15 protein-coding genes and 1 pseudogene are annotated in these 18,915 nt (G+C 61.5%); 7 read left to right on the top strand and 9 right to left on the bottom strand.

Annotated features, from left to right (window positions below; all coding sequences use genetic code 11):
* Window positions 1-200: 200 nt before the first annotated feature.
* The 7 genes and pseudogenes from xerD to infC all read right to left on the bottom strand — a co-directional run.
* Window positions 201-1,121, bottom strand: a complete 921-nt coding sequence (gene xerD / locus OZY47_RS02725) for a site-specific tyrosine recombinase XerD (protein ID WP_277178509.1) — start codon at window positions 1,119-1,121, stop codon at window positions 201-203.
* Between the two features lie 86 nt (window positions 1,122-1,207).
* A complete protein-coding gene (locus OZY47_RS02720) occupies window positions 1,208-2,275 on the bottom strand; it encodes a class C sortase (RefSeq protein WP_277178507.1) in 1,068 nt (355 codons plus the stop codon).
* Window positions 2,276-2,580: 305 nt separating this feature from the next.
* Window positions 2,581-4,494, bottom strand: a complete 1,914-nt coding sequence (locus OZY47_RS02715) for an isopeptide-forming domain-containing fimbrial protein (protein ID WP_277178505.1) — start codon at window positions 4,492-4,494, stop codon at window positions 2,581-2,583.
* 213 nt (window positions 4,495-4,707) lie between these two features.
* Entirely contained in the window at window positions 4,708-7,284 is a 2,577-nt protein-coding gene (locus OZY47_RS02710; protein WP_277178503.1) for a hypothetical protein, read from the bottom strand.
* Window positions 7,285-7,790: 506 nt separating this feature from the next.
* A complete protein-coding gene (rplT, locus tag OZY47_RS02705; protein ID WP_277178501.1) occupies window positions 7,791-8,174 on the bottom strand; it encodes a 50S ribosomal protein L20 in 384 nt (127 codons plus the stop codon).
* 50 nt (window positions 8,175-8,224) lie between these two features.
* Complete coding sequence (gene rpmI, locus OZY47_RS02700; protein WP_277178499.1) at window positions 8,225-8,419, bottom strand: 50S ribosomal protein L35; 195 nt, start codon at window positions 8,417-8,419, stop codon at window positions 8,225-8,227.
* 313 nt (window positions 8,420-8,732) lie between these two features.
* A pseudogene (gene infC / locus OZY47_RS02695) lies at window positions 8,733-9,413 on the bottom strand (translation initiation factor IF-3); the annotation flags it as partial.
* 319 nt (window positions 9,414-9,732) lie between these two features.
* On the opposite strand from infC, the gene OZY47_RS02690 reads away from it, so the two are divergent.
* The 5 genes from OZY47_RS02690 to OZY47_RS02670 all read left to right on the top strand — a co-directional run bounded on the left by OZY47_RS02690 (window position 9,733) and on the right by OZY47_RS02670 (window position 14,513).
* On the top strand, window positions 9,733-10,626 hold the full coding sequence (locus tag OZY47_RS02690; protein WP_277178497.1) for a thiamine diphosphokinase: 894 nt from the start codon (window positions 9,733-9,735) through the stop codon (window positions 10,624-10,626).
* Window positions 10,627-11,024: 398 nt separating this feature from the next.
* Complete coding sequence (locus OZY47_RS02685) at window positions 11,025-11,468, top strand: arsenate reductase family protein (protein ID WP_277178495.1); 444 nt, start codon at window positions 11,025-11,027, stop codon at window positions 11,466-11,468.
* 67 nt (window positions 11,469-11,535) lie between these two features.
* Window positions 11,536-12,591 carry a type I glyceraldehyde-3-phosphate dehydrogenase gene (gene gap / locus OZY47_RS02680; RefSeq protein WP_277178493.1) on the top strand — a complete coding sequence of 352 codons (1,056 nt, stop codon included), beginning with the start codon at window positions 11,536-11,538 and terminating at the stop codon, window positions 12,589-12,591.
* Between the two features lie 282 nt (window positions 12,592-12,873).
* Entirely contained in the window at window positions 12,874-13,383 is a 510-nt protein-coding gene (gene ybaK / locus OZY47_RS02675; protein ID WP_277178491.1) for a Cys-tRNA(Pro) deacylase, read from the top strand.
* Window positions 13,384-13,559: 176 nt separating this feature from the next.
* Complete coding sequence (locus tag OZY47_RS02670) at window positions 13,560-14,513, top strand: aldose 1-epimerase family protein (protein WP_277178489.1); 954 nt, start codon at window positions 13,560-13,562, stop codon at window positions 14,511-14,513.
* A gap of 607 nt (window positions 14,514-15,120) precedes the next feature.
* Here the strand turns inward: OZY47_RS02670 and OZY47_RS02665 are convergent.
* Window positions 15,121-15,399 carry a hypothetical protein gene (locus OZY47_RS02665; protein ID WP_277178487.1) on the bottom strand — a complete coding sequence of 93 codons (279 nt, stop codon included), beginning with the start codon at window positions 15,397-15,399 and terminating at the stop codon, window positions 15,121-15,123.
* A 110-nt stretch (window positions 15,400-15,509) separates the two neighbouring features.
* Complete coding sequence (locus OZY47_RS02660; RefSeq protein ID WP_277179092.1) at window positions 15,510-16,160, bottom strand: sigma-70 family RNA polymerase sigma factor; 651 nt, start codon at window positions 16,158-16,160, stop codon at window positions 15,510-15,512.
* Between the two features lie 299 nt (window positions 16,161-16,459).
* Between OZY47_RS02660 and OZY47_RS02655 the strand changes: the two genes are divergently transcribed.
* The gene (locus tag OZY47_RS02655) at window positions 16,460-17,200 is read left to right on the top strand and encodes an exonuclease domain-containing protein (RefSeq protein WP_277178485.1); all 741 of its coding nucleotides are present in this window, start codon (window positions 16,460-16,462) and stop codon (window positions 17,198-17,200) included.
* A gap of 64 nt (window positions 17,201-17,264) precedes the next feature.
* Complete coding sequence (locus OZY47_RS02650) at window positions 17,265-18,902, top strand: UDP-N-acetylmuramoyl-L-alanyl-D-glutamate--2,6-diaminopimelate ligase (protein WP_277178483.1); 1,638 nt, start codon at window positions 17,265-17,267, stop codon at window positions 18,900-18,902.
* Window positions 18,903-18,915 lie beyond the last annotated feature (13 nt).

Below are 18,915 nucleotides of genomic sequence, written 5' to 3'. Positions count from 1 at the left end.
GCTTGCCCTGCACCACGTGCTTGGGCTGCTCCTCACCACGCCATCTGGCCTCGCTGAACCCGCCATCACGGTATTGCCCCTTCGGCTTGTCAACACCTGACTTCTGGGGATTGTTGCCTGTACCCATACTCACCACGCTCCATCGCACGAACCTTCTGGTTCCATGGTAATAGACGCGCGCGCCATTCGTTCCGAACTGCTCACCGCGCCCTTGGATGGGCGGTGAGGTAAGTCTCGATGAGGTTCTCCGGACTCACATGCGTGTAGATCTGCGTGGTGGTCACCGAAGCGTGGCCGAGCAGCTCCTGCACCGTACGCACGTCGGCCCCGCCCTGGATCAGGTGCGTGGCGAAGGAATGGCGCAGCGTGTGCGGATGCAGCGGTTTGGCGATATGGGCGCGCTCCCCCGCGTTCTTGACGACCTCCCACACCGATTGGCGCGAGATGCGCCGGCCGCGCTTGTTGAGGAAGATCGCCCGGCGCTCCCTCGAGCCTTTCGCCTTGACCTCGAGCTCCGGACGACCTTCCTTCAAGTACCGCCGCAACGCCTTGAGCGCGTATTGGCCGAGCGGCACGAGCCGCTGCTTGGAGCCCTTGCCGGTGAGCACCACCACGCGCTCGTCGAAGTCCACATCGTTGAGATTCGCGCCCACGGCCTCGGAGACGCGGCATCCCGTGGCATACATGAACTCGAGCAGCGCCTTGTCGCGCAACACCACCGGGTCGCCGGAGCCTCCCATCGCCGCCGCGTCGAGCAGGCGCGAGACCTCGTCGACGCTCAGCACATCGGGCAGGTGGCCGCCGGCCTTGGGCGCCTTCACCCGCGCGGAGACGTCGTCGGCCACCACGCCTTGGGCGAGCGCGAACTTGTGGAACTCGTGAACGCTGGCCAGTCGCCGGGCCTTGCTGCGCCCGCTTTCCCCGGCCTGGTCGAGCGAGGCGATATAGCCCTCCACATCGTCGGTGGTCACATGATCCAGATCGGCGACGCCTTGCTCATCCAGCCAGCCGAGGTATTTGCGGATATCGGCCTGATACGCCTTCACCGTGGCCTTGGCCAGCCCGCGTTCCACGTCGATATGCGCGAGGAACTGCTCCAGCAGCGCGTCAGATCCGTTCATGGCTCCATTCTCACCTCATTGCCTGACTTCGTACGGTTTCGTGCGACTTCGCCGTGGAAAAAACCAAATAATGCCGCTTCGCCACTTCACTTCCCAGCGGCCTTGCGCGTGGCATGCCGCATCGGCCACTTACGCCGGTGCGCCACCACCAGCGCGAGCACTCCCAGCGCCAGCAGCGCGAGCGCCGTCACCGACCCGCGCAGCACCCCGTCGCCCCGCGCGTCGTCCGGGTAGGGAATCGCCTTGGGGATGGGCCGACGCTCAGCGGTGAGCACCAGGCGGTGCGAGTTGACACCATAGGGGGTGCAAGTCATGAGCGTGAGCAGGTCCTTGCCGGGCACCACCTTGTAAAGGTGCGTGTCGGTGGGCTTGACCACATGGATCGCGGTGATCTGGTAGCCAAAGGTGTGGTCGAGCGCATTGATATAGACCACATCGCCCTTGTCGAGCTGGTCAAGCCTGGTGAACAACAGCGTGTTGGGCCTGCCACGGTGCCCGGTGAGCACGCTGTTAGTCGAGGCGCCACCCACGGGCAGGCTCGTGCCGTAGAGATGCCCCGCGCCTCTGTCGAGCACCTCGTCGGACGTGCCGTGGTAGATCGGCAGTTTCAGCGAGATCTTGGGGATGCGGATGACGCCCATCACCCCGCCACCCACGTTGAGCAGGCTTTGGTATCGGACGTCGCGCTCCGATTGCGTCACGACCCGCTTATGCCCTGTGGCGCCCACACCCGGTGCGAAGGGGTCGGCGAACTCCCCCATCGAATCCTGCCGGCTGGCGGCGATGTCGGCGTTGTATCGCTGAACCTCCGCGAGCTCCTCGGCGATCTTGCCACGCGGCCATTTCTGCACGCGGTTCATCGCCGCCACGGCCTCGGCCTCCTGCTGGCGCGCGTTGACGTATTGGTTGGCCGGCAGCCACAGCACCAGGGCGATGGCGGTCACCACGCACAGGGCCATCATGGCCTTGAGGAAACTGATGAAGCGGCGTTTGCTGCGAATGACGACATAGTGCCGCTTGCCCTGCTCCAAGATCTGCGCGAACGTCGGGGGAACAAGCGGAGATACAGGTTCTGCAGTGGTTGGCGCCGTTTGCGGGAAAGACGAGATGGCGGTCTGTGGCATGTCGCCTGTGGCCTGGTTCGTTTCCAGCACGGTCACCACTCCCCTCTCGCCTATATGGCCTCAAGCCGTCATCCATCCGATATTCATTATCGCTCGACCAAGATACCGGCCGAAATACCGCTAACAATACGGCCAAAGATACCGCTATAAATTCAGTGCATCCGATATCCCCGATTGTCTTCGAGAACCCGGGAAACCAAGCGAAAGGCCCGCGCCGCCCGGCGCATCATCACAACGCGTCGGAGGGACACGGGCCTTCGCCATGTATCGACCCATTTCGGTGGGTCAGCCTAGGCAGAGTCGGCTTCGGCAAGCTGACTTCACCGGACCAGCCGTCAGGCCTCCTGGCTCAGCGACTTCTCGCTGCGGCGGGTGTAGATGTAGATCGCACCCGCGCCACCAAGCAGCGCGACGACCGCGAGGGCCACCACAATCGCTCCCGCGCCACCGGTGATCGGCAGCTGCGCGAAGGAGGTGACCTCCTGCACGGGGATGAAGTGAGTGTCGGCGTCACCGTAAGGCCAGGTGGCCTCGGTGACCAAGTGCCACACATCATAGGAGTTGGAGTACTCGGGCTGTGTGAGCGAGTTCGGCGATGCCACATCGATATGCACGGTGAAGCTGGAGGCGAACGCCTGGCCGTAGCCGGTGGGCACGGTGAGCTCGTTGACCGTGTAGGTGTTGGCGCCCACGCCGTCGATCTTGATTTGGCCTTGCGCCAGGTCATTCGGCCCTCCGAGGCCTCCGGTGGCGGAGACCACGCTGGTGAAGATGTCCGGGGCCGCCGGGGTGTCAATATCGACCTTCTTATAATTGCCGTCGCCCAGCTTCCGGAACTTCATCGGGTTGCCGGTGGTGGGGTCGATGATCTCGAATACCGCTCCGGAGAGCTTGGTGCTCGAATCGATCTTGGCTTGCACTTCCATCTGGAAGTTGTAGTAGTACGTCGGAATCTGCTCGCCAGGGCTGGTCTGGTCGATGATGGTGACGGTGCCGTTACCACCAGTGTCATCGCCGTTGTCGTTGCTCGGCTGGTGGCCGGGATCGTTGGAATAGGCAAGCTTGAAGCCGTTGCCGATGTTGGTGTGCGTGGCGTTGTTGTTGAGCTTCATGTTGTACTGCACACGGATGTACTTGCCATAGTAGTTGGATCCGATCGAGACCATGGCCGGCGAAAGGTTGAAGACCACTTCTTCTCCATCGGCCGGAGGCGTCGACGGGGTTGTAACCGTGTAATTGGCGGTCGGAATCGTGGCCACCGGAGTGGTGTCGCCCTCGTTGGTGACGATTTGCACCGACACCGTGTTCGGGACGTAGGTCAGGCCCGCGCCAGGCACATCGGTGAGCTTGTAGGTGTAGTGGGTGTAGCCAGTGGTCAGCGGCACGCTGCCGATGAGCTGGTAGGTCACCTGGTCGCCGATGGAGGCCGAGCCGTTGGCCGGGGCCACGAGCTTCTTCTTGATGGTCGGCACATTGGTCTTCATGTCCACTTGGCCAAGCGGCAGCGCCTCGTCCGCATCCTCCGAGAAGTATGTGTACTCCGTCGGAGCTGTGGACCAGAGCGTGGTGCCGGCAAGCATCGGGATGGCCGCCGGGGCCGAAGTGCCGGACACCGGGTTGGTCCCGGCCGTGTCATCGACCATGAGGTAAAGGCCTATGGGCAAATTCGTGAACGTGGCTGTGGCCGGAGTGCTGTCAGGAGTTCCGCTGGTAGGCCCAGCGGCCGTGTAACTGCTCGAATTGATCTTGCTCTGGATATCCGTCTGGTTCATCAGGCTGGTGACGAAGTCACGGAGCTGACCATTCGCGCCATGCCAACCCGTGCCAGGGATGATCGACGTCTCATCCTCGTTGGACGAACTGGAAGAGGGGAAGCCAAGCCATTGCGTCGCGACCTGCGCCATCACATTGGTGCCCTTTGAGGAGTCGATATCCACGCCACCGTTGGCAACCTTATAGGCGGCCTTCAGCGCCGTCTCCAAATCTCCTGTCGAAGAGACCGAAACCGAGGTCAGTTTCCCTCCGGCATTCGCCTGGGCATTTTGGTATGCGGCCAGTTGTATGGCTTTGAAGTGATGCCCGATCATCGTCTTGTTCGTGCCGTTGATCGTCAAAGTGGACGTGGCGGACGTGTTGACGTTGACCTGGTCGGCCATGGCCGACCCCGATGGCACCATGGCCAGAGCCAGCATGACGGCCGCGGCAGCCAAGCCGCCGACCCCACGCTTCAATCCTGTTGTGACATTCATGGTTATTTCCTTTTCTTACCTGGCGCATGGCCTCTGAACCGCTACCTTGCGCGAAGTCTTTCTTTTCTTATCGCTGTGATTGATATGCGTTATCACTCATGTCTGTGTTTCCGTCTTTCCTTCACCCGTTCGCGCGACATGACATGCGGATGGATGCCGGGCGGCGCGCAGGGCCATGGACCCCAGAGCAGCGCCGCCCTCAAGACCATGGAATTAGGGATCATCCACCGCCTTTCCGTGTTCGCTGGAACGTTCGACAACCATGGACACGCCGGTCCCGATCGCCATGAGCAGCAGGACGACTCCGGCGATGATCCAGGGCAGCTTGCTCCAGTCGCCGGTCATCGGCAGATCCTTGGCCGGCGCGGGCACGGTCAGCTCGTAATAGAGCCAGCCGGACTCGTTGGTCTCGGTGTCGTCGGCGGCGATCTTGACCTGCCCGGAGGTCGTCATGCCCGGGGGCACGTTGATGGACCAGGTGCCGTCAGTCTGCACGGTGGTGGTGCCGGTGGTCCCGTCGGGCCACACCACGAGAATCGTGACGCCGGCCTCCGGATCGCTGCCGGGCGTAAGCCTATAGGCGGTGCCGCTGATCGTCTGGTTGTTGGAGCTGGGGCTGATGGCCAGCTGCGGCGGGGTCATGTCCACCGTCACGAGCGTGGTGCCCGTGGAGAGGCCGGATTCCACACCCGAGGAGTTGACGAGCTTGGCGCGGAAGAGGTAGGTCTCGCCCTCCGCGGTCTCGGAAAGGAAGAACGAGGGGCTCACGTCGCACGACCAACCCTGCGATCCGGCCGCGGTGAGCGTCTGCGTGCATTCGCCCATCAGGTCGCTCTCGTCGGGCGGGGTGCTGGCCACGGTGGCGATGTTGGCCGCGGTGGCGTGCGAGGCGTAGACCTTGAGCGTGTCGCCGGGCAGCAGCGGGTCCGCCGTGCCGGTGATGTGCACCATGGCCCCGGGCTCGAGCTGGCCGTTCTCCGCACGCTTGGTGTGCGGCACGGTCACCGCCGGGCTGACCACCGGCGCCGCGTCGACGCCGAATTTCACGGTCTGGATGTTGGAGAATATCGAGGCGATCTCGGAGCCGGTCTCCTGTTCGGTTTGCCAGGCGTGGTAACGCACCTGGCCGTCGGTCACCGCGTTGTCGTTGTCGACGATGGACCAATTGCCATTCTCGTCGACCGTGGCCTCCCCCACATAACGCCCTCGGGTGTCGGGGTCGTCCGGATTGCCGGGCAAGATCGGCTTGCTTGGATCCTCGGCGTAGAGGTAAACGATATGACCGGGCTCACCAGTGCCGGAAATGGTCGGGTGCACGGTGGGTGAATAGGAGTTGTTGGTCGGAGTGGTGATCACGGGCGGCTCAACCACGGGCAGGGTGTACTTGTAGTAGACCGTGTCGATGGTCCAGCCGGTGTCCATGATGGAGTTGATCTCCTCGCTGGTCATGCCCTCGAGGACGCCGTTTGGATAGTCGGCCAGCGGGTTGTAGACGCTCTTGTTGGCCGCCGTGGAGCAGTCAGTGCTGTAGCCGGGTTGGTTGGTGGTTACCGGCCAGGTCACGAGCTTGAAGTAGCCGTCGAGGTTCTGGGTCTCCTTGGCTTTCTTGAAGTTGATGGAGCCATCGGCCAGCTGCGCCGGGCTTGGAGAGCCAAGCGGCCCCTGCAAGGAGATGATGTGCCGGTTAGGCAGGTCAGGTGCATTGAAAGCTCCGTTCGTGTTGACTCCCAGCAGAGGCGTCGTTGGGTCACCATTGCGGGCGACCTGCGTCACCGACTGGGCATGGGGCGTCAGATCGCTGACGGGCACCCAATCCTTGCCGTTCTTGAGCCCGAACCACTGGAAGTAGTAGCTGCTGACCCTCGAGCAGCCATAGGAGCCGGATGGGTTGTACCAGTAAGTGAAGAAGGTTTTCGGCGGGGCCCACCCATCGCCGAGCGAGAAGCTGCCGATGGCCAGCCCGTTGTCGGTGACCATGCCCCAGTTCGCCTGCCCGCTGCCGGTGAGCAGTGGTGTGGTGTTGTAGCCGACGAAGGCGCGTGGGCCGTTGCACCCGCTGGAGTCGCAGGAGCCGTTGTAGAGCTTGGCCGGGTAGTTGGCCGCGATGTTGGTGACGTAGGGCGAATCCGTCTGGTCGTTGTTGAACGCCGACTGCCCCGGCTCCTTGACCTGGGCGAAGACGTACTGCGGGGTGGTGACTCCGCCGAGCACCGTCTTGCTGGGAGTGTCGGAATAGTCGATGTTGGCTTCGATGGAGATGCTCAGGTAGTCGTAGGCGCCATTGTTCATCATCGAATGAATGGTGTATTTCTCGTCCTTGTTGTTGGCCCAAAGCGCCGCGCCGACGGCCGTGGCGAGCCCGCCCGCCTGCGTGTTGAGATAGTCCAGTTTAGTTGCCGTTTCTCCGGGCAAGGCATGGTAGTTGTACTTGATTTGCAAACCGCAGCTGCGGCCGGAGCCGGAGACCCCCGAGGCGCAATTCTCCGGGCTGTCGGGGTTGATCTGGCCGTGCGCCACGCGCAGCACGAAGTCCATGCGCAGCTGGTCGTAGTCGGTGTCGATCTGCTTGTTGTAGCCCAGCATCTTGTAGAGCTTGGGCTTGTAGTCGATGGGTTCCACGGCCTGGGTGGAGGGTTCGTCGGCGTAGGCCACGGCGGTCGTGGAGGTAGACGGGTCGCCGGCGTTCATGGAGACGAGGGCTCCGAGCATGGGGGCGAGGGCGACGCACACCGTGCAGAGGGCGGCCCATGCCGCTCTCCTCAGGTGGTCAAACCTTGACGTCCGCCTCATAATGCCACTCACCTAGATCGGGTGGGGATGATTCCCACGATGCAATCATTTCTATTTCCGAGTGTAAGGCAAAATGCGGGTATTTTTATTCATCCATAATTAATATGTTTGAAATTGAGGATATCTCAGGAAAAATGTACTAGAATAAGTAATTCAATATGTCTATCCAGTGTTTGCAGTCAAATTAACGTCAAACCACACATCAAATATCCGCTTGACGCAGGCAACACTCCCGTAAAAACTTTATTTCAACTAACAGCGTAAAACTTTGACGTGACTTAGCACACACCTTTGCATGACAGCCCCTCAGCCCTACTCGGGCATAAGAAAACCCGCTTTCGCGGGTTTAAAACGTTAGCGTTCTCACTTGGGGCCTTTCAGCCCCGACACCTCGCCAACCAGGTGTCTGCGCTCCCCTCTCATCCGACATTCGCTATCATGCGCATAGCATGACGGCGAACGAATTCGGAATCAGAGAGGGAAAGCGAGCGATCGGTTTCGCGCTCTCAGGCGGCGACCGGGGCGTTCACGTCCTTGGGCAGGGCGGCCTTCGCCTGGTCGACGATGGTCTTGAACGTGTCGGGATCGCTGACAGCCAGTTCGGCCAGCGCGCGGCGGTCGAGCTCGATGCCGGCGAGGTGCAGACCCTGCATGAAGCGGTTGTAAGTGATGCCCTGGGCGCGGACGGCGGCGTTGATGCGCTGGATCCACAGCTTGCGGAAGTCACCCTTGCGGGCCTTGCGGTCGCGGTAGTTGTAGTTAAATGAATGGAGCAGCTGTTCCTTCGCACGACGGTACGAACGGGAACGCTGGCCACGGTAGCCCGAAGCCCTCTTGAGAACGACGCGACGCTTCTTGTGGGCGTTCACTGCGCGCTTGACACGTGCCATAATATTTCCTCTAGCTTTCTATTGACGTCTAAGACTGGTGTCAGCTGCGGTCAGCGGCCGAGCAGCTTCTTCATGTTCTTGCTCTGCGCCGGGGCGAGCACCTGGTCGCGCGAAAGGTTGCGGCGCTTGCGGGCGGACTTGTGTTCCAGGTTGTGGCGCATTCCGCTGCCGGCCTGCATCAGCTTGCCCGAGCCAGTGACGCGGACGCGCTTTTTCGCGGCGGAGTTTGTTTTCATCTTTGGCATTGCTGCCCTCCTTGTATTGGGGTATCAAATCCTGTTTGATGGCCCTGCGCTCCCCGGCTTGAACCGAGGCACGCAAAGTGTTGTTTGCTGGGCCTTACTTCTTGCCCTTGGGGCTCGGAGCTTTGGGTTTGCGCTGCGGCGCGGGCTTGGCCGGCTTGCTGGCTGGCTTCGCCGGTTTCGCGGGCGTTGCGGCCTTGGGCGCGGCGCTCTTGGCGGCGGGCTTGGAGGCCTTGGGTTCGGCGCTCTTCGCGGGCTTGGCCTGGGCGGGTTTGCTGGCCTTGGGAGCGGCGGGCTTCTCGGCGTCCACCGACTTGACGGCGGCCTTGGCCTCCTTCACTTCCTTGGCCTGCTCCTGCTGCTTGGCCTCGAGGCGCGCCTTCTGGCGGGCCTGGCGCTCGGCGCGGGACTCGGCGCCACGACGGCGCTGCTCGGACTGGGTGTGCACCTTCTTGCCCTTGGGAGCCAAGGTCATGAAGATGTTGCGGCCCTCATGCTTCGGGTAGAACTCGATGGTGCCATACTCGGAGACCTCATCGGCCAGCCGCTGCAAGAGCTCCACGCCACCAATCGGGCGGGACTGCTCACGGCCGCGCAGCATGATGGTGACCTTCACCTTGTCTCCATTGGAGAGGAAACGGATGACGTGGCCCTTCTTGGTCTCGAAGTCATGCTCGTCAATCTTGAGCCTGAACCGGATCTCCTTGATCTCCGCGGAGCTCTGGTTACGACGGGCCTCACGCTGCTTGATCTTCTCGTTGTACTTGTACTTGCCGTAGTCGATGAGCTTGGCGACGGGAGGCTTCGCATTCGGCGCCACCTCGACCAAATCGAGATTCGCCTCTTTCGCCAGGTTCAATGCGACCGAGGTCGCGATGACACCCACCTGCTCGCTGTTCGGGCCGATCAGGCGTACTTGGGAGACGCGTATCTCGTCGTTAATCCGTGGTTCTGCGCTGATGATGAACTCCAATCCTTGCTCCGTTGGACGCGTCATCATCCGGAAGTCTTGCGACGCTTCACGGTTTCAACAGCCATGGCGTCAATCGCAACAATGAATTCAAAACACACATGCCGAATCATTATCGGCACGGCGGAGCCGGCGCAAAGGCCAGACTTCCGATTCCCGGCAAAAGTCAAGGAATGCCTTGAACCCGAAGCTACGACAAGCTTCCAGGTGGGGCGCACCCACTTTCTTGATTTCTCAAGCCAAAACTTAATAATACCATACCTACGGACTTAAGGTTTGTGACCGAGTTCCAAATATCCTTCGACAAGTACGGAGCGAGCACAGCCGCACCGTCTAGAATCGGGGTATGACCTTTTTGAAGCCTTGCGTCATCTTTGCGGCCGGCACCTATTACGGCAACGAGCCGCGCGGTGGCGAACTGCCGGAAAACGCCTTTGTCATCGTGGCCGACGGGGGACTGAACCATGTGCGCGGGTTGGGAATCCAACCGGATTTGGTCATCGGGGACTTTGATTCCGCGAACGTGCGGGCTCCGCAAGGGGTGGAGACCATCAAGCTGCCGCCCGAGCACGATGATCCCGACATGCTTTCGGCATTGAAGGCCGGCTGGGCGCGGGGTTTCAGGAGCTTCCGCATCTACGGCGGGCTCGGCGGCCGCATCGACCACACCATCGCCAACATTCAGATGCTCGCGCTTTTGGCTCACAACGGCGGCCACGGCATGCTCTTCGGAAGGCGCAGCGTGGTCACCTCAATCTGCAACGGGTCGCTCCACTTCCCCGCCAACGCTTTGCCGGCCGATAGCGATGCCCCGAGCCCTCATTCGACGATTTCCAACAGTCAAGATGCCGAAACTCACGTTGCGACTCCCGATACGGCTTCTTCAGCGACTGCCCAAATCAACCGCGACGCTCAAAACCCACAGAAGGACAGAACAAGCGCCAACACCACAAACCGCATGGTCTCGGTGTTCTCGCATTCCGACGTCTCGCGCGGGGTCACCGAAACGGGGCTCAAATACGAGCTCGAAAACGGCACGATGCGCAGCGACACCGTGCTCGGCGTGAGCAACGAGCTGCTTGCCGGGCGGCCGGCCTCCATCAGCGTCTCGGACGGCACCCTCATCGTCACCTTCCCCATCGAGGCGATTTTCCCGGCGTTCTCCACCACAGTCTCCCCCGCCGAGACGCTGGGCCCCTTGGCCTCCGAAGTCTCCTCCCTCCTCAATCCTTCGCGCTGATCGCCCACTCGTTCGCACACCGCCACCTCATCGCACAGCTGTGTCCACTCCAAAGCTGAACTGGGCGTATCCCTACGCTCACCAATCACCAACGAATGCATATATCCAGCTCGAAACCTGACTGGAACGATCAAGACACTCACCAATTGCCAGCGGACGCATACATCCACTCCGAACCCGGACTGGAACAATCAACACACTCACGAGGCGGCAACGCTCGGATTCATCCAGTTCGGAAGTCAACTGGAATGGAAACGACGATAAGCGATAATAGATGCCCATCACGAGCGTTTTGTCGCCCATTGCACATGAGAATTCACGATTCGCGGCATTTCGCCCTTTCAAGACACTCAGGCGGAATCTAGACTCGAAGCAACGGCGCGATGAAAGGATCTACGATGACCAACGCAGAAAAACCAACGACTTCAACCCAAGTCCCAACCCCCGACCCGGCGCAATGGGACGGCAAGGCGCTCTTCGTCTGCTACAACCACTGCACCACCTGCGCCAGAGCCCGCAAGTGGCTGGGCGAGCACAACGTGGACTTCACCGAGCGCAACATCAAAACCGACAATCCCACCGTCGAGGAGCTGCGCCGCTGGTGGAAGGCGAGTGGCCTGCCCCTCAAGCGCTTCTTCAACACCTCCGGCATGCCCTACCGCGAGCTCAAGCTCAAAGACAAGCTGCCCGGGATGAGCGAGGACGAGCAGCTCGAAACGCTGGCGAGCAACGGCATGTTGGTAAAACGCCCAATCGTTGTTAGCGCTAACACCGTTTTGGTGGGTTTTCTGCCAGAAGCATGGCAAACAGCCCTTTTTAGTACAGCTGACAGATTAAAATAAGACTCGTTGGTAAATAAAGGTCATTGGCGCGACTCCGCGCCCTGGCCGATTCCACAGGGAGAATCACATGACAGTAAAGATTGGTATTAACGGTTTCGGCCGTATCGGTCGTCTTGCGTTCCGTCGCATCTTCGAGCTGCAGGCGCGCGGCGGCGAGGCCGGTGACATCGAGGTCGCAGCAATCAACGATCTGACCACGCCTTCCATGCTCGCCTATCTGCTGAAGTACGACAGCACCCACGGCACCTTCCGTCACGATGACGGCACCCCGGTCGACGTGAAGTCCACCGATGACGCGATCGTCGTTGACGGCAAGGAATACAAGGTCTACGCCGAGAAGGACGCCCGCAACATTCCGTGGGTGAAGAACGATGGCGTCGAGTTCGTGCTCGAGTGCACCGGCTTCTACACCTCCGCCGAGAAGAGCCAGGCCCACCTGGACGCCGGCGCCAAGAAGGTCCTCATCTCCGCTCCGGCGAAGGACGAGACCACCCCGACCGTCGTCTATGGCGTCAACCAGGAGATCCTGAAGCCCACCGACAACATCGTCTCCTCCGGCTCCTGCACCACGAACTCCTTCGCGGCGCTCGTCAAGCTGCTCGACGACCAGTTCGGCATCAAGGTCGGCTTCATGACCACCATCCACGCCTACACCGGCACCCAGATGCTGCTTGACGGCCCCCGTGGTTCCAAGCCGCGCAACAACCGCGCCTCCGCGGTCAACACGATCGAGCACTCCACCGGCGCCGCCAAGGCCATCGGCAAGGTCGTCCCCTCGGTCAACGGCAAGCTGCAGGGCCACGCCCAGCGCGTGCAGGTCCCGGACGGGTCCATCACCGAGCTCTTCACCGTGCTCGACAAGGAAGTCACCGCCGACGACATCAACGCCGCCGCCAAGAAGGCTTTCGAGAACAACGACACCTTCGGCTACAACGCTGATAGCATCGTGACCTCCGACATCATCGGCGACACCCACGGTGGCGTCTTCGACCCGACGCAGACCGACGTCAACACCATCGACGGCACGACGCTGGCCCGCACGGTCGCCTTCTACGACAACGAGTACGGCTTCACCTGCAACATGATCCGCACCCTGCTCTACTTCGCCGAAATCAGCAAGTGAGCTAAACCACGCGAGGCGTTTGACGCCACGACGTGATTCATACGAAAAGGTCCCCTCCATTTGGACGGGACCTTTTTGATACTCCGGTTCATAGTGCATCATGCGGTTCGCCTTTTCTCAAGACCTCGCAACGCACTTCAGACACATCAACCGGTGAAAACGAACCGATTCTCACCCGTCCACAGATTCGGCATCCTCGATTCGATTGCGAAATTCATGATTCACGATTTGTGAGGAACACAGGCCGAAAGCTGGAAATACAAGATGGTTAGACTTGCAGGTATGAGCAAGAAGCACAAGAAAGCGGCGGGCACGGCCTCCACGCCGGCGACGCGCGAGCTGACCGAGGCGGGCATACCGTTCAAGATCTACGAGTACGAGCACTCCTCCGACCACATGAGCGAGGGGTACGGGCTCGAGGGCGCGGAGAAGCTGGGCATCGACCCGCATCAGGCGTTCAAGACGCTGATGGCCGACACGGGCTCGGAGCGCGTGATCGGCGTGGTGCCGGTGAGCGGCCATCTCGATATGAAAGATCTCGCGGCCGCCGTGGGCGCGAAGAAGGCCGCCATGGCCGACCCCAAGGTGGCGCAGCGCGAAAGCGGCTACGTGGTCGGCGGCATCTCACCGCTGGGCCAGCGCACCAAACACCAGACCGTCATCGACGAGAGCGCGATGGATTTCGATGAGATTCTGGTCTCCGGCGGCAAGCGCGGCTTCAGCGTAGGAGTCAACCCACATGACCTGGTGAAAGTGCTCGGAGCGAAGGTCGCCAAAATCGGCACCTGGTGAGGCTTTCGAGGCTCCTGAAAGTGCATGTGCAAGAGCGCTTCGGAGTGTTGAGGCTTAGCGGCGAAATTACAGGCCGAAACACGCCGGCCAACGCGAAATCCCGAGTGATGTTACGCACATACTCCCGCGTAGAATAGTGAACGATAACAACAACGTTTTCATCTCAGGAGTCGATAATGGCATCTTCCCTTCTGCCCCCTCGCTCGGGCCAGCAATACACCATCACCCACGGCGACTACACTGCGGTGGTCACCGAGCTCGGCGCCACGCTGCGCAAACTCACCTACCGCGGCAAAGACATGATCGCCTCGTGGGACCCGGACAAGACCGTGCCGTGCAGCAACGGCCAGCTGCTCGTCCCCTACCCCAACCGCATCGCCGACGGCGTCTACACCTTTGAGGGCAAGACCTACGAGCTGCCCATCGACGAGCACGAGCGCCACAACGCCATCCACGGCTACGGCTACCGCGCCTTTTGGAAGCTGGAACGCCTTGAGGAGAGCGAGGTCGCGCTCACCTGGCGCACCGGCGGCATGAAGGGTTATCCGTTCGATCTCACCGTCCGCGCCACGTTCAGCCTAGGCGACGACGGCCTGAGCCTCACCCTCACCGCGCACAACAACGACACCGTGGACGCGCCCTGGGCCATGGCCATCCACCCGTGGATCGCCAACGGCTTCGACGGCTACGGCGACGAGATCGACGGCCAGAACGCCCAGTGCAAGGTCACCATCCCCGCGCGCACGCACGTCACCGTCGACGACCGCCTGCTGCCCACCGGCACCGAGCCCGTGGACGGCACCAAATACGACCTGCGCCAGCCCACCGCTCTGACCGAGCAGCCCTTCGACGACGCCTGGACCGATGTGGAGCGCGACGCCGACGGCAACACGTTCGCGCACCTCACCCGCCCTGACGGCCTGACTGTGAGCGTCGGCGGCGACAGCACCATCACCTCGTTCCAGATGTGCACCGGCACGCATTTCGCGCCCGAGTCGCACCCGGCGGGCGTGGCCATCGAGCCGCAGACCGCCTATGCCAACGCTTTCAACAGCGGCAAGGACCTCATCGTCATCAAGCCCGGCGAGACCACCTCCACCACCCTCTATTTCAAGGCCGAGCAGCGTTGAGCCACACGAATCGTTTCGACGGATAGGTGCCGCCACTTCCACACGCGCACCTGCCGCAGCTAATCGGTACGCCTGCTGGTTTTCGTACATTCCGAACACTTCAAACGTACGAAAACCAGCGGGTCGACCGACTGATAATGTCACTCTTCCTGCCCCTAAAATGCGCTTCCTGCCCTAAATACCACATTCTTGCGTTGAAAAATGTGGTATTTAGGGCAGGAACAGACTATTAAGGGCAGGAACGAACCGTTAAGGGCAGGAAGAAGATGTTAGGGACAGGAACGACCAAGAATTTAAAGGTACGACGCGAAGTCGAAAGAGCGTGCGATAATACCTAAGGCTTATTCATTGAGTGTAAAGGAGTCCATCATGGGAATGCGCGGACGCAAGCGTAAGGCCCGCCGCAAAAAGGCGGCCAACCACGGCAAAAGGCCAAATGCCTGAGTCGTTGGTTTCGGCGTGAGAAGCGCCAGAATCGCAAACAAAACGAAAATGCCTCGCAACCGTGCGGGGCATTTCTTGTATCTGAATCGTTTGCACCTGAATCGTTTGCACCTGAGGCGTTACGTGAGTATACGAGTATATCCGAAACGCCAGGCGCGCCAGTTCAGGCGCATGAGGCCTTGGCGTCGCCGGCCTGGTCCTCCAGGCAGCAGCGGTCGAGCGTGGCCTCGAGCCTCGTGATGAGGCATTGCGGTGCGCAGGTGGGGCGCAGCAGGGCGCGCAGCTCGTTGATCAGCGCCTTCTCGCGGGCGTCGCAGCAGGTCTCGGGGTTGAAACAATCGCCGTCGCGCACGTCCACCTCGGTGACGCTCACCTGCACCGAGGCGTCGCCCGACCGCTGGCTGACCGTCACGCGGCTGCCGTGCTCAATTTGCCTTTCCATCCTCAATCCTTGCCTTCCGAATGTTCAAAGCTTCCAAGTTTTCACCGTTATATAACTCAACATTCTGCCCCATAAACAACATCCCCGAGTTCGCGGACAGTGAATATGTATTACGAACTGGCCGTTTCCGTCGCATTTTCCGCACGTTGCCGGGCACTTTTCGCGGCCTTCGCGCCCTTCGGCTCCTGTGTGGCGTTGCCCACTTTGTAGCCGCGCTGCTTGGCGTATTCGGTGAGCTCCTCCTTGAGCTGGGTCCTGGCGCGGTTGAGCCGGCTCATCACCGTGCCGATCTTGATGCCCTGCTCGGCGGCGACCTGCTTGTAGGACTTGCCGTCGATGGCCGTGTCGATGAACACCTGGCGGCGTTCGGGCGAGAGCTTGGAGAGCGCCTTCATGATCTCGGCGGGCGCGAAGCCGTCCAAGTACTCCTGCTCGGCAGACTTGAGGCCCTCCGAGGAATGGTCGGAGGCGGAGTAGATGTCCCAATCGTCGTACTCCCCCGTGGAGTCGTTGGCGCGCTGGGGGCGGCGCTTGGCCTTGGCGTACTGGTTGAAGTAGGCGTTGCGCTCGATGGTGGTCATCCACGCCTCGAAGTTGCTGCCAGGGTGGAAGCTGTCGAACGCCTTAAAGGCGCGCTCGTAGGCGTCCTGCACCAGATCCTGCGCGTCCTCGGGGTTGTTGGTGAGCTTCATCGCTTGGCGGTAGAGCGAATCGACGGCCGGCATGGCGAGCTTCTCGAAACGCTCGCGCTTCTCGGCCATGGTCTCATGCTGCTCATTGTTCGCGCCATCATTCACGTCAATCATTCTAAAGGGACGGGGGTACGCGAGCGGTGCCTCACAAGACCTGTTTCGCTTGGAAATCCAGGCATGGCGAAGCCGACACGGGAATTTGAAATCGTGCGTAAGGTCGATTGCGACAGCGCTAAATCAGACAATATATAGACAATATACAAAGAAACGTCTGTTCTGTTATACAACAATAAATTCGATGTGATTTTATCATAACCGGAAATATTCGCTCCAAGTGCAATGTCGGTTTTGGAGCGCAGAATGATGATATGACCGCAACGCAAGAAACTCTTTTGACTACCATCGACGCCGCGCCCCTGCAAGAGACCACCACCTTGCTCGGCGACTCGTGGCTGCTCGGCTTCGACACCGAGACCACCGGCACGCACGCCTCCGACGCCATCGTCTCCGCCTCGCTCGTGCTGCGAGACCCCAGCAAGGGCTACGAGGGCGACACCGTGGCCGAATGGATCATCAACCCGCATCACCCCATGAATCCGGGCGCCAGCCGCGTCAACGGCTTCACCGACGAGTTCCTCGAGGCCAACGGCGCCGAGCCCACCGAGGCCATCGAGCAGATTGGCGAGCTCATCACCGTCGCCCAACGCAAGAACATTCCGCTTCTGGCCTATAACGCCCCCTTCGACGTACGCATGATCGCCGGCGATCTCAGGCGCTGGAACCTCACCCCGCTGCCCGCCGAGCTTCTGGTGGTGGACCCGCTGGTCATCGACCGCGAGGTCTCCAATCGCAAAGGCAAGCGCACCCTGAGCTACACCACCGAGTATTACGGCGTCAACCCGCATGGTGACTTCCACGACGCCACAGCCGACACCATCGCCGCCGTCGACCTCGTAGAGCCGATGACCACGCTCTACCCACAGGTCAGCTCGCTCAAGCTCAGCGACCTGATGGGCTGGCAGCGCGAGGCGCACGAGAAGTGGCGCGTCTCCTTCAACAAGTGGCTCCAGGCACGTGGCCGCAGGCCCGTCAACGACACCTGGCTCTAGGCTTTCCAACCATCTTCTCGCCCACACCATGCGGTAGCCTTACGTGTGGCAAGAAAGGTTCGGCATGGCTTTAACTCTGACTTCCGCTGCTCGTCTGCTCGAGGCGCACCATCTGCTGCGCGAGATCATCCAGGGCGACCAGTGGTCACGCGATCCGGCACGTTTCGAAGGCGCCGATGAGCCCTATTCGGCGATCACCTACAACAGCCTCGAGGTGGGGCCGGGCGCGATCCTGTGCTGCAAGGGGCGGTTCAAGGCCTCGTATCTCGACGGCTGCGACGCCAAGGGGCTCAAGGCCTACGTCTCCGAGACGCCATTCAGCGACCACACCACGGCGCCCGGCATCATCGTCAGCGACATCCGCAAGGCCATGAGCCTGCTTTCCGCCGAATTCTATGGACGCCCGCAGGACGAGCTGACGCTGGTCGGCATCACCGGCACAAAAGGCAAGACCACCACCGTCTACTTCACCCAGGCCATCCTCAACGCCGCGAGCGGCGGCAAGGCGGCCCTCTTCTCGTCGGTCGACAACTGCCTGGACGGGCACACCTACACCGAATCGAACCTGACCACCCCGGAGTCGATGGACGCCTTCCGCATGATGCGCCAGGCCGTCGATAACGGCATGAAATACCTGGTGATGGAGGTCTCCTCGCAGGCCTACAAGGTGGACCGCGTCTACGGGCTCACCTTCGACGTCGGGGCGTTCCTCAACATCTCCCCCGACCACATCAGCCCCATCGAGCACCCGACCTTCGAGGACTATCTCTACTGCAAGCGGCAGCTGGCGTCCAACAGCCGTGCCTTCGTGCTCAACGCCGACTGCGACCACGCCGACCTCATCGCCGAGGACGCGGCGGCCGCGCATGTGCCGGTGACCACGTTCGCGCTGCACACCGGCGGCGAGAGCGTCGGCACACCGGCCGACACCGTGGCCTGGCCCGCCGACAAGCACCGGACATCGTTCCATATCAGCGTCGCGAGCGTTGCGAATAACGCTGGCGCAAATAACGGAGCTACCGCAAACGATGTCTATCACCTGCGCATGGACGGCGATTTCAACTACGCCAACGCCTCCGCCGCGCTCACCATCGCCAGCCTCGCCGGCGTCGACCTCAACGCCAATCCCGAGGCCGCCCACGCCCTCGAGCAGGTGCGCATCTCCGGCCGCCTCGAGCAGTTCCGCGACAGCCACGACGAGCGCAACGCGGCCATCATCGACTTCGCCCACAACTACGCCAGCGTCACCGCCGTCATCGACTTCGCGCTGGAACGCTACGGCGAGCACAACCCCCGGCTCACCCTGGTCACCGGCACCGCCGGCGGCAAGGCCAACGACCGCAGGCGCGAGATCGTGGAGGCCGCGCAGCATCGGGTCGCCAGGCTCATCCTGACCACCGACGACCCCGACCGCGACGACCCGGCCGACATCTGCCGCGAGATGGCCGCGAGCGCCACCGACCCGAAGCTCGATGTGAACATCGTGCTCGACCGCGGGCAGGCCATCGAGACGGCCGTGCGCGAGGCCCGCGAGCATGACGGCTTCGACGTCGTCATGGTGATTGGCAAGGGCGAGGAGCAGTGGCTCAAGGTCGATGGCAAGCACGCCCCCTATGAGGGCGACGCCCAGACCGTCCGCCGCCTGTTCGGCGTTCCCGGCGAATCCACCCAATCCGGCGTTTCCGGCGAATCCCGCAAATAAGCACACCGAGGTT

The organism is Bifidobacterium sp. ESL0790 (assembly GCF_029395435.1).
Lineage (GTDB): Bacteria > Actinomycetota > Actinomycetes > Actinomycetales > Bifidobacteriaceae > Bifidobacterium.
The sequence above is the reverse complement of the archived record's forward strand: the minus strand, read 5'-3'. Positions and strand labels throughout refer to the sequence as shown.

Bases quoted from the DNA above. Each gene is read 5' to 3' on its own strand.
- rplT (WP_277178501.1), bottom strand. From the start codon at position 8,174: ATGGCACGTGTCAAGCGCGCAGTGAACGCCCACAAGAAGCGTCGCGTC.
- OZY47_RS02690 (WP_277178497.1), top strand. From the start codon at position 9,733: ATGACCTTTTTGAAGCCTTGCGTCATCTTTGCGGCCGGCACCTATTAC.
- OZY47_RS02665 (WP_277178487.1), bottom strand. From the start codon at position 15,399: ATGGAAAGGCAAATTGAGCACGGCAGCCGCGTGACGGTCAGCCAGCGG.
- OZY47_RS02655 (WP_277178485.1), top strand. From the start codon at position 16,460: ATGACCGCAACGCAAGAAACTCTTTTGACTACCATCGACGCCGCGCCC.
- rpmI (WP_277178499.1), bottom strand. From the start codon at position 8,419: ATGCCAAAGATGAAAACAAACTCCGCCGCGAAAAAGCGCGTCCGCGTC.
- OZY47_RS02670 (WP_277178489.1), top strand. From the start codon at position 13,560: ATGGCATCTTCCCTTCTGCCCCCTCGCTCGGGCCAGCAATACACCATC.
- ybaK (WP_277178491.1), top strand. From the start codon at position 12,874: ATGAGCAAGAAGCACAAGAAAGCGGCGGGCACGGCCTCCACGCCGGCG.
- OZY47_RS02660 (WP_277179092.1), bottom strand. From the start codon at position 16,160: ATGGCCGAGAAGCGCGAGCGTTTCGAGAAGCTCGCCATGCCGGCCGTC.
- OZY47_RS02685 (WP_277178495.1), top strand. From the start codon at position 11,025: ATGACCAACGCAGAAAAACCAACGACTTCAACCCAAGTCCCAACCCCC.
- OZY47_RS02715 (WP_277178505.1), bottom strand. From the start codon at position 4,494: ATGAATGTCACAACAGGATTGAAGCGTGGGGTCGGCGGCTTGGCTGCC.
- OZY47_RS02650 (WP_277178483.1), top strand. From the start codon at position 17,265: ATGGCTTTAACTCTGACTTCCGCTGCTCGTCTGCTCGAGGCGCACCAT.
- gap (WP_277178493.1), top strand. From the start codon at position 11,536: ATGACAGTAAAGATTGGTATTAACGGTTTCGGCCGTATCGGTCGTCTT.
- OZY47_RS02710 (WP_277178503.1), bottom strand. From the start codon at position 7,284: ATGAGGCGGACGTCAAGGTTTGACCACCTGAGGAGAGCGGCATGGGCC.
- xerD (WP_277178509.1), bottom strand. From the start codon at position 1,121: ATGAACGGATCTGACGCGCTGCTGGAGCAGTTCCTCGCGCATATCGAC.